The sequence below is a fragment of the Ruminococcus turbiniformis genome, assembly GCF_020687545.1.
GTDB lineage: Bacteria > Bacillota > Clostridia > Lachnospirales > Lachnospiraceae > Mediterraneibacter > Mediterraneibacter turbiniformis.
This window is the reverse complement of record NZ_JAJEQX010000057.1, coordinates 1-11,134: the sequence shown is the minus strand read 5'-3', so window position 1 is coordinate 11,134 and position 11,134 is coordinate 1. Positions and strand designations below refer to the sequence as shown.

Here is an 11,134-nt window from a genome sequence, read left to right as displayed (position 1 = left end):
GTGCACTAATGATTCTCAGTTCATGAAGCCTCTTATGGTATATATACTGTAAAATATTAAATTTTCAAGGTTCATGCGGAGATTCAAACATAGAAAACACTATGTTTTGACCCCGACATCATGATATCGGTGTAATCAAAGTGGGGAGATCAGTTGAAAACGGGAGAAAAAAGGAATGGATGAACGTTCACTGAGAAAGCGCCTGAACCGTATAACAGCAGTTGCGATTGTAATCAGTCTGGCGATACTGGCCATGGGAAGCGCTGCGTCCGTCTGGCTGAGAAGCACGCTCGGCAGGAGTCTGTCAGCGCAGATGGAGATTGAGACAGAAAAATACAGACTCAGCTTAAGCCGTCTGGTTGAGGCGGATATTCAGACATTGAACACACTGGCCTCATTCGTGGATTTTGAGGAGATGGATGCGGAGCGCTTTGCGGAAAGCCTTCTTGCTTCACGGGAAGACAACAATTTTCAGAGACTGGGATATCTGGGCAAATCGGGGTATAATATTATCGCTACGGCAGATTCCGAGATCCGGACCGATGTTCCCGTGGAATCACTGGAAGAGACGATGATGGAAGCTGTCAGAGCGGCATGGAACGGAGAGACGGTTGTATCAGATATTTATCAGTATTCCGACACGGGAGAAGAGGTCTGTGCCTATGCGGTGCCGGTATTCTCCGGAAATGAGGTGACAGGCGCTCTGGCGGCAAGCATAAGTACGGATGTGCTGGAAGGGATACTGAATGACAGATCCGTGCTCAGCGGCAGAGGGTATATCTACCTGATATCCGAAGACGGCCGGATTCTGGTGAGCTCGGAAAACGGGAAGATCGATCTTGACGGGAACCCGGTGGAGAATATCTTTTCGGACAGCGGGATAGACCCGGACGGACAGGAAAAGATAAAAGAGGCGATCGCAGCCGGCGAGCAGTGCTTTGAGGGGTTCAGGGAAAAAGGTACAGATTACAGGATCTTTCTGGAGCCGCTCCGGATAAACGGCTGGTTTCTTGTCTGTGTTCAGGTGGCGAAAGATGTAAATAGTACTATTTATCAGATTGTCACGACGATGCGGATTGTCACGATGGTTGTGCTTGTCATTGTCATGCTTATGATTATCTACGGTTACCGGCTTGTGTATCTGAGCAACCGCAGTCTGATTCAAAGCGCATATTACGACGATCTGACCGGAGCATACAATCTTGCGTGGTTTACGCATGAAAGCGGAGCGATTATCGAGGAGACCGATGAATACAGCATGGTCGCCATGAATGTGCGCCAGTTTAAATTTATAAATGAGATATTCGGAGTCCACGAAGCAGATCTTCTTCTCTGTCATATTAAAAAAGTGGTGGAAGAAAACGTGGAAAAGGGAGAGTGCTACTGCAGAAGCGGGGAAGACATGTTTTACATTCTCCTTCGGGATACGGACAGAAAGGTGATTCGGACGAGACTGGAGAAAATGATCCGGGAGATCAGCCAGTATGCTATAAGCAGCAACCGAAACTACCGGATTCTTCTCTACTGCGGCGTTGTAATTGGAAGCGAGGTAAAAGACAGAGAGCCGTCGGTTCAGAAGAGCATGACTCATGTCCGCTTCGCGCTTGATACTGCCAGGCAGTCGCTGAAAAACAGCATCTGGTTTTATGATCTGCAGCTCCATGAGGACGAAAAGCTTGAAAACTATGTGGAAAGCCGGATGTACCAGGCGCTTGAAAACCGGGAATTCAAAATGTATCTCCAGCCGAAGATCGGACTTGCATCGGGAAAGACCGAGGGGGCGGAGGCTCTGGTCAGGTGGATACCGGATGACGGGAGAGTGATCTATCCGGGACAGTTTATCCCTCTGTTTGAAAGCAACGGCTTCTGCGTCAATCTGGATATGTATATGGTAGAAAATGTGTGCCGGCAGATCCGGGAATGGATAGATGAAGGCTTAGAGCCGATTCCTCTCTCGGTGAATCAGTCCAAGCTGCTTTTCTACGAGACGGACTATATTGACAACATGAAGGCCCTTCTCGAAAAATACAAAATCCCGGCGGATCTGATCACGCTGGAGATACTGGAGGGACTCGCTTTGGAAAACATCGACGAGCTGAACGAAAAGATCAGCCGTCTGAAAGCGCTTGGCTTCCGGGTCTCTATGGATGATTTCGGCAGCGGTTATTCCTCGTTCAACACACTCGCCTCTCTGAAGATTGACGAACTCAAGCTTGACAGAGCCTTTCTTATGCGGCTGACAGAGTCAGACGAGAACAGCAAACGGCAGAAGACGATCATGAAAGAAATCGTGGAACTGACGAAAAAGCTGAAAATCACCACCGTTGCCGAAGGGGTTGAGACAAAGGAAAACGAAGAGTTTATAAGGTCGCTCGGCTGTGACTTCGGCCAGGGTTATTATTACAGCAGGCCGATCAGTGCTGAAGAGTTTTCGGAGAAGTATTTATAAGCATTGCAGCTTTCGCGGGACTTTTACGGGAAGTAAGGGGACATTTATTGACAAAATTTTGCATTTACCCTACACTGGATTAGGTTGGTATTATGCAGTTTTGTATAAGGAGAATGCGGCCATGAGTGAAAATATCATTGAGCTTAAAAATATAAAGAAATGTTTTGACGATACCGTAGTGGTAGAGGACTTTAATCTGACTGTCAGGAAAGGCGAATTTGTCACTTTTCTCGGACCATCCGGGTGCGGCAAGACGACGACACTCCGGATGATCGCGGGATTTGAGTTTCCCACAGAGGGGCAGATTCTTCTGAATGGAAAGGACATCAGCCATATTCCGCCCAATTTAAGGCCGATCAATACGGTGTTCCAGCGGTACGCGCTGTTTCCGCACCTGAACGTCTATGACAACGTGGCTTTCGGGCTGAACCTGAAACGGCTTCCGAAGCAGGAGGTCGGCGAAAAGGTGAGAAGGGTGCTGGAAGTTGTGGATCTGGAAGGGTTTGAGAAACGGAAGATCTCCACTCTGTCCGGCGGACAGCAGCAGAGAATCGCCATTGCCAGAGCGATTGTGAACGAGCCGGACATCCTGCTTCTGGATGAACCGCTGGGAGCGCTGGATCTGAAGATGCGCAAGGAGATGCAGCTTGAGCTTAAGTCCATGCATGAGCGCCTGGGAATTACATTTATCTATGTAACTCACGACCAGGAGGAGGCGCTTACCATGTCCGACAAAGTTGTAGTTATGTCGGACGGCATGATCCAGCAGACAGGTACGCCGGAGGAGATATACAATGAACCGAAGAACGCTTTTGTCGCGGACTTTATCGGCGAGAGCAATATTTTTGAGGGACGCATGGCAGCTTCCATGACGGTGGAGTTCTGCGGCACAAAGTTCCCGTGCGTGGACAATGTGCCGAGAGACACCCGGGTGGATGTAGTTGTAAGACCGGAGGATGTCCAGGTCACAGCGCCGGAGGACGGACAGCTCAGGGGAATTGTGGACTCTGCTGTCTTCAAGGGAATGTACTATGAGATTACCGCATTGTGCGGGGACAATGAGGTCGTGATACAGAGCACGAAAAGCGCACGTACCGGAAGTGAGATCGGCATGAGAATCGATCCCGACGGGATTCATGTCATGCCGGCCGGAGTTCTTGTCAACGTCTTTGACGGATTCATTACGAAGGAAGGACGTGCCGCTTTCGCGGGAGGAGAATATGAATGTGATCTGACCCAGCTGTACCCGGATTCCCGCATGAGCGGCGAGGCATCCGTGATTACGGCCCAGGGGGAGGAGATCAGCCTTTCCGGACTGGAAGTGACGGTGGAGGTGCCGGTAAAAGCGGTATCTATGAGCGACGAGGAACGGGAATACAGGGCATCCGGAAATATTATTTCTTTTATCTACAAGGGAAGTCACTATAATTATACGGTCCGTACCGCGACCGAGGAGGACTTTGTACTGGATGAGGATGATCTGTGGAATGAGGGCGATCATGTAAGCCTGATGATTCCCGGTGATCAGATTATACTGAAAAGAAAGCAGGGATAAGTGATGGGAATATTCAGATTCAGCAGGAAACAGCTCTGTATACCATACGGCCTGTTTCTGGTCTGCTTTGTAGTGCTGCCCCTTGCGGTGATCGTGTATTATGCGTTCACGGACGGCAGCGGCAGGTTTACGCTGGCGAATCTGCTCAGCTTTTTTTCAAACGGAAATACGATCGGCACGCTTTGCTACAGCATTGCCGTTGCCGCTGCGGTGACGGCAGTCTGTCTTCTGATTGCCTACCCGGTTGCGTATGTCCTGGCACGCGGCGGGTTTAAAAGAGGGCCGGTTCTTCTGATGCTTTTTATCATGCCGATGTGGATTAATTTTACATTGAGACTGACTGCGCTCAAAGAGATTCTGACTGTGCTGGAGGGAAACCTTTCCCTTCATCCGTTTCTGAATACGGTGATCGGCATGACATACGACTTCCTGCCTTTTATGATTCTTCCGCTCTATACGACGCTGCTCCAGCTGGATGAGAGCCTTCTGGAGGCGGCGCAGGATCTGGGCGCGGGGCCCGCGTCTGTCTTTTTCCGCGTGACGCTTCCGCTTTCCATGCCGGGGATTATAAGCGGAATTACGATGACGTTCCTTCCGGCGATGACGAACTATGTCATTCTGGATATGATATACAACAGCACTTATATTATGGGTTCGCTGATCGGAAGTTATTTCAATATTTATGACTGGAACAACGGCTCCATGATCTCGCTGATCCTTTTTGCGGGAATCTGTATCGTATCTTACGTTTCAGGACGGACGGAACACAACGAGGCGGAGAACAGGGGGGCGGTATTATGATGAAAAAGATTCTGTCCTATTCATGGCTTGCGCTTGTCGCGCTGTTTATGTATATTCCGGTGCTGATTCTCGTGTTTTACAGCTTCACGGACTCGACGACCATCGGAGCAGTCCGCGGGTTTTCCCTGCACAACTATGTGACGCTGTTTACGCTCGAAGAGCTCAGAAATATGATTGCGGGCACGGTGCTTCTCGCGCTGGGGGCTGCGCTGATCGCCACGGTTCTCGGAACACTGGGGGCTGTCGGCGCGTTTTATTCCCGCCCGGTGACGAGAACCATGATTGAGACGGCGAACCGGATTCCTGTGGTCAATGCGGATGTGGTGACAGCGTTTTCTATCTGCATCCTTCTGATCGTTGTACTCGGAGTTGAGAAAAATACGTTCATCCCGCTTGTGATTGGACATGTGGTACTGTGTACTCCGTTTGTTTATCTTGCTGTCATGCCGAAATTAAAGCAGATGGACAACGGACTTTACGAGGCGGCTCTTGATCTGGGGGCAACTCCTTTTCAGGCGCTGTACAAAGTGGTGATACCGCAGATCATTCCGGGAATCGTCTCGGGCTTTATGCTGTCGGTTACATTGTCTCTGGACGACTATTTTGTCTCCACGTACACGAAACCTGCTACGTTTGATACAATAAGCACATATGTGGTAAATGCCACAAGAGGAGCGCAGACAGAGATAAAGACCGCGCTGTGGGCTCTGTCTACGGTGATTTTTCTCGTCGTGATTCTCGTCGTTGTGCTTATGAACGTGACAGCCTCCAAAACGGCAAAAAAGCAGGAGATCCCGGGAGGTGAGCGCGTATGAGTATGAGAGCGGGAGAAAGATTCAGACTTCCGGCAGCCATTCTTCTGACAGCGGCGCTGTCGCTCGGATTGCCGGATCTGGTGCCCGATGCGCCGGCAGCCAGCGTGTCAGCGGCATCTCAGGCATCAGAGGAACCGCAGACATCGGAAGCATCCCGGAAAGCGGTGACATTACGGATTGCCAACTGGGAAGAGTATATTGACGAAGGGGACTGGGACGAGGAGGAAGCCATCGATCTGGAAGACGAGAACAGTACCGTTATTTTCGGGGAAAACTCTATGATCGAAGACTTTGAACAGTGGTATGAGGAGACATACGGTGTTAAAGTGAATGTAGAGTATTCCACATTCGGTTCCAACGAAGATCTCTATAACCAGCTCACCCTCGGAAACGACTTTGATCTTGTGTGTCCGTCGGAATACATGTTCATGAAGCTGATTGCCGAGGACAGGCTGCAGCCACTTTCAGAGGAGTTCTTTGACGAAGACACAGAGGAAAACTATTATATCCGGGGCGTCTCGGACTATATCAGAAATATCTTTGATACAAACACGATCGAGGGAGAGCCCTGGAGCAGATACGCGGCGGGATACATGTGGGGAACTACGGGAATTGTCTACAACCCGGAGGAAATCTCCAGAGAGGATGCGTCCCACTGGGCGATTCTGGCGGACCCGCAGTACAAAGGACAGGTGACGATCAAGGACAATGTCCGCGACAGTTACTTCGCGGCGCTCGGAATCCTGCATGAAGAGGAACTCATGGAGCTGAAGGATCTGGATTCCGGAGAACGGCTGGAGCGGATTGCGGAGCTTATGAACCGGACTGATGAGGGGACAGTATCCGCGGCGGAAGAGATCTTAAAACTGATGAAAGAAAATGCGTATTCTTTTGAGTCTGACAGCGGCAAGGCGGATATGGTGACAGGAAAGGTGCTTGTAAACTATCAGTGGTCCGGCGATGCGGTCTACACCCTCGACCAGGCAGAGATCGACGACTATATCCTTGCCTATGCGGTGCCGGAAGAGTCCACGAACATCTGGTTCGACGGATGGGTCATGCTAAAAGACGGAATTGAAGGCGACGCGGCAAAACAGCACGCGGCGGAAGCGTTTATTAACTTTATGTCCAGACCGGACAATGTAGTGCGGAATATGTACTACATCGGGTATACGTCCGTGATCGCCGGCGGTGAGAGCGACATCATCTATGCTTATGCGGACTGGTGCTACGGGGCGGAAGAGGATGCGGAGGATACGATTGAGTATCCGGTCGGCTTCTTCTTCAGCGGAGATAATTCGGACCCCGGCTATATGATCACCGCGGAAGCGGATCAGGCGGATCGGCAGCTCTTTGCCCAGTACCCGCCTCAGGATGTGCTTGAGAGGGCGGTGGTCATGCAGTATTTTGATCAGGAAAACAATCAGAGAATCAACCAGATGTGGGTGAATGTGCGCTGTTTTAACATTGCGTCCCTGACGCCCGCTGACTGGGCAAAGATCATCTGTGCCGCGGTGGTCGTGCTTGCAGGCATTGTGATTACTTCTCGATTGCATTCGGATAGATCCGCTCCATGCGCTCGTCGTCGAAGCGGTCATCAAGGATGTATTCGATGACATTGTCGGCTTTATCTCCTTTTGATCTGGCGTCGTACCGGATCAGGGCGGCGGCGGAGACAAGCATGTCCGCGGCCATGAACACGACAAGAATCCATGTGAGAATATATCCGGTCACCTTCGGGATCTTCTCAATCCAGCCTGAAAACTTCGGATACAGGCCTTTAATCCACACGACGGCGGCAATCCCCCAGAAAAAGCAGTACAGAAGGTTGATGCGCCCGCCCAGGTTAAAAGGAATCTTACTGTAGTCCCAGAAAACCCGTCCGAAGAAGATCTCGGTCAGCACGCTGCAGGCATATTCATAGGCGCCGCCGAGAAGCGTTCCTACAATAAAAATGTGCCGGTCCGCCTTCTCACGGTCCTTGTAGAGAAGAACTGTCGCCAGGACAATTGCCATTCCCCATACAATGCTGAAGGGGCCCCATACGAGACTGCTCCTGCTCATCCATTCACCTGCAGTGATCCGGCAGAAAATTGTTTCTGTGATATCTCCGAGAAGACAGCCGATCACGTAAAGCCAGACAAGTTTGTAAAATCCGCAGCCTTCCGCAAACCGTCCGTCTTTGGAAGCAAGCTCCGCTTTCTGCTCAATGACAGGATAGGCTTTGATCATACGGCGCTCGACGAATCCGATGCCTGTCAGGAAAAAATTCCGCAGACTGTCGATAAACTTCCGCCCGGTCGCGATCGGGTCCGGGGCATCTTTCCGGAGATGAAAGACAGCGAGGAACGAGGTGCCCACATCGAGTGCAATGATGATGCACGCTGCCCAGAGCACGATGGTGCGCACCGGTTCGGGAATCAGGTCAAAGACAAAGACGAGAGCCGGGGTTCCGAAATGGATACAGAACGTACCGAGCGCTGCCCAGAGAAGCGAGTACTGCAGGCAGATATAGCCGTCAAAGTTAAACTTCTTATTCGAGTAATCCCACCATTTGTTGTGGTTTAAACGCTCCAGAAATTTTCCGGTAAACCACTCGATCACAGTCGCCTGAACCCCGCAGAAGACGAACAGGAAGAAAAGATTGCTTTTCAGCTCGGACAGCGTCACTGTCATCAGGACAGCGGCCACTCCGTAGACGAGACAGTAGGGGCCGGTTGAGAATCCGCGGTTGACAAATTTTCGGTTTTTGGCTGATCCTACGGCGGCCTCGATGGCCCAGCCGAGAAACGAGTATATGAGAAACAGCCAGAGAAGTTCTGTGCCGGTATAGTTCATACTTTATCCTCCGTTTGGTGTTGTGTCAGCGACCGTATTGTCCCATTGTACACTGACACTAATGTACAGGGAATATGATACCACAGGAAGAAGGAAAACGTCTACATACAAAAATGAAGAAGAAATTCGGGCGAAAGCCCTGCGCTGAAAAGCGGGATTACCGTGTGAATACAAAATATCGGGCGGGAACGCCCGTGGAAAATATATGATTCGTGAAAATGCACAAAAATGCGAAAGGAAAACCGTCTTTGTTGTAACTATTGACATTACAATAAAGAGGTGGTATTCTGACTATATGAAAAGAAACCGATAGAATACGTGTCAGTATACAGGGCGAAATGCATCGGCCGGGATGTGTCAGCCGGGATGCGCCGGCTGTGAGAGGGAAAGGAAGAAGACAATGAGAAACACAATTCAAAATACTGCCCGGAAGAGAGAACAGGAGGAGAAGCTGAATACCCTTCTTGAAGAATTTAAGGAGGACTCTGTGCAGTACAGAGATCTTGAGACAGGGGATGACTATGAGGAGAAGAGAATGGCTCTTCGGTCTCTTATGAATATCCGGATGCCCGGGCCGATGAAAGAGGATGTGATCCGGATTCAGGATGAATTTCTTCAGGAGGAAGCCCGGGAAAAGGGAATCGTGACACTGGATCAGATACCGACGGCAGCTGAGCAGTACGGATGTACTCACCCGGCGGCAGAGAAGATCTCAGTGTGGCAGGGAGATATTACAAGACTTCAGGCCGGCGCGATCGTAAACGCAGCGAACTCCCAGATGCTGGGATGTTTCGTCCCGTGCCATAAGTGCATCGACAATGCCATTCACAGCGCGGCGGGAATCGAGCTGAGGGAAGCGTGCAGCCATTATATGAACCGGCGGAAAATGCAGTATGGCTCCCGGTATGAGGAGCCGGTCGGGCAGGCAGTCCTTACAAAAGGATATAATCTTCCGGCGGAGCATGTGATTCATACGGTCGGGCCGATTGTGTACGGCAGTCTGAACCAGAAGCTTAAGGACGATCTGGAAAGCTGCTACCGCAATGTACTTGAGTGCTGCAGGGAGAATGGGATTCGTTCTGTGGCGTTCTGCTGCATCAGTACCGGAGAATTTCATTTCCCCAATGAGGAAGCTGCGAAGATCGCTGTGACAGCAGTCGTTCGCTTTCTGGACAGATACGGAAGTGATTTTGACCGGGTAATCTTTAATGTATTCAAAGAGACTGACAGGGAGCTGTATGAAAGAAAGATGAGAAATCTAAGTTTGTGATTGTCAATCATATGGAAGATGAGGAGACCAAAGCTGTGATGCAGGCTGTCCTTGCACGGCGCGACATAAAGCTGGCAGATGCTGCAGTCAGATATACAAAGTGTATTCCGGCACAGATACTGTCTGTCCCGGATCATCTTTCGGGGCAGCAGTTTATGCGTGAGATACTGAACCGGTATGCAAAATATACAGATGTTGAGGATGATATAAAGATACTGTGGCAGACTGCCCTGGCATGCGGCGCAGAAAAGCTGGTATCCCGGCTGCTGAAAGAGACGAAAGATTATCAGTATCTTCCGGAGATCGCCGGAGGCAGGGAGGAGATGTTTGCGCTCCTTCTGCATATCCGCCCGGGTGGAATCCTCGATGAAGTGAAGGCGGAAGTACTCTGCGGAGCACTCAGAAGCGGGGACTGGAAGGGGAGGTTTTCCATACTGACAGAGAAAGGCTGGAAAAAGAGCAGTGTTAACCGCCGGGAGGAAATACGGGTGGCGGACCGGTTTGCCGGCAAACTGGAACAGAAAAATATACCGCCGACAGAAACGGCCGTCTGGAGAAGGTAAATGACAGGACAAAAGTGAGGTTTCTGAGAAAGCTCGAGCAGAAATAAACTTCATCTGTGTAGAAATAAACTTCATCCGCGGCTTGACAGGTGAAAATGTGCGCAATATAATTTATTTATAAATTGTTTAAAATTAAACTATTTATCCTTTGAACGGAAAAGCAGGACAGAGATTCTGATGGAGAGGCAATGAATTATTCACTGGACACACTATTGTATGGGATGCAGTTTCGCAGACTGCTTGAGAAAGAGATGAGGCCCGTTGAAACAAAGTACGGGCTGCAGAAGGTCGACATGCAGGTGATGCTCTATCTGAGGCATGCGGGGGAGCACAACACCTTGAAAGACATCATGCGGCTTAATATGTTTACAAAAGGCCATATTTCTCAGTCCCTGAGCCGGCTCCGGGAGAAAGGCTACGTCAGGATGGAGCAGGATACGGAAGACAGGAGATGCACGCATAACTATCTCACAGAGGAGGCGGATCTCATTATCGGGCAGATTGAAAAGATATCCGGGAAAATCAGGGAGATTACGCTGGAGGGGGTGACGGAAGAAGAGCGGGAGATCCTGGTTTCCATTGCGCAGAGGATGAACGAAAACATCAACAGAGTTCTGTGAGCTGTTTTTGATGTCTTAAGGGAAACATCAGTGTATATCAATGCAGTCTGCAGACATTATTTTCTGCATAAATAGTTTAAAAATAAAATATTTGTAAATGAAAGGTCTAATCCCCCAGCTATGCTGGGGAGAATGGAGTAAGCAGGAGCGTGTAAGATATAAATAAAAAGCCTCCTATGCTAAAATGAGAATGGTGTCGCAAGCCAAACTCAAAAATTAGTAT

Annotated in this window: 9 protein-coding genes; 8 read left to right on the top strand and 1 reads right to left on the bottom strand. The window is 49.9% G+C overall.

The window, feature by feature from the left end; translation table 11 throughout:
* The first annotated feature begins 175 nt into the window (after positions 1-175).
* The 5 genes from LKD70_RS17690 (at position 176) to LKD70_RS17670 (ending at position 7,236) form a co-directional block, all read left to right on the top strand.
* Positions 176-2,449 carry a bifunctional diguanylate cyclase/phosphodiesterase gene (locus LKD70_RS17690; protein ID WP_227709192.1) on the top strand — a complete coding sequence of 758 codons (2,274 nt, stop codon included), beginning with the start codon at positions 176-178 and terminating at the stop codon, positions 2,447-2,449.
* Positions 2,450-2,570: 121 nt separating this feature from the next.
* On the top strand, positions 2,571-4,004 hold the full coding sequence (locus LKD70_RS17685; protein ID WP_227709191.1) for an ABC transporter ATP-binding protein: 1,434 nt from the start codon (positions 2,571-2,573) through the stop codon (positions 4,002-4,004).
* Positions 4,005-4,007: 3 nt separating this feature from the next.
* Entirely contained in the window at positions 4,008-4,805 is a 798-nt protein-coding gene (locus LKD70_RS17680) for an ABC transporter permease (protein WP_227709190.1), read from the top strand.
* The gene (locus tag LKD70_RS17675; RefSeq protein WP_227709189.1) at positions 4,802-5,620 is read left to right on the top strand and encodes an ABC transporter permease; all 819 of its coding nucleotides are present in this window, start codon (positions 4,802-4,804) and stop codon (positions 5,618-5,620) included. Before LKD70_RS17680 ends, LKD70_RS17675 begins: the two co-directional genes overlap by 4 nt.
* Positions 5,617-7,236: an ABC transporter substrate-binding protein gene (locus LKD70_RS17670; RefSeq protein ID WP_227709188.1), complete on the top strand. Its 1,620-nt coding sequence runs from the start codon at positions 5,617-5,619 to the stop codon at positions 7,234-7,236. Before LKD70_RS17675 ends, LKD70_RS17670 begins: the two co-directional genes overlap by 4 nt.
* Here LKD70_RS17670 and LKD70_RS17665 read toward each other — a convergent pair.
* Positions 7,160-8,458, bottom strand: coding sequence for a putative ABC transporter permease (locus tag LKD70_RS17665; RefSeq protein WP_227709187.1), 1,299 nt, complete (start codon positions 8,456-8,458; stop codon positions 7,160-7,162). The genes LKD70_RS17670 and LKD70_RS17665 overlap by 77 nt on opposite strands.
* Before the next feature lie 400 nt (positions 8,459-8,858).
* Between LKD70_RS17665 and LKD70_RS17660 the strand changes: the two genes are divergently transcribed.
* The 3 genes from LKD70_RS17660 to LKD70_RS17650 all read left to right on the top strand — a co-directional run bounded on the left by LKD70_RS17660 (position 8,859) and on the right by LKD70_RS17650 (position 10,911).
* The gene (locus LKD70_RS17660; RefSeq protein ID WP_227709186.1) at positions 8,859-9,728 is read left to right on the top strand and encodes a protein-ADP-ribose hydrolase; all 870 of its coding nucleotides are present in this window, start codon (positions 8,859-8,861) and stop codon (positions 9,726-9,728) included.
* The gene (locus tag LKD70_RS17655; RefSeq protein WP_227709185.1) at positions 9,725-10,291 is read left to right on the top strand and encodes a hypothetical protein; all 567 of its coding nucleotides are present in this window, start codon (positions 9,725-9,727) and stop codon (positions 10,289-10,291) included. The genes LKD70_RS17660 and LKD70_RS17655 overlap by 4 nt, the downstream gene beginning before the upstream one ends.
* A 188-nt stretch (positions 10,292-10,479) precedes the next feature.
* A complete protein-coding gene (locus tag LKD70_RS17650; protein ID WP_227709184.1) occupies positions 10,480-10,911 on the top strand; it encodes a MarR family winged helix-turn-helix transcriptional regulator in 432 nt (143 codons plus the stop codon).
* Positions 10,912-11,134 lie beyond the last annotated feature (223 nt).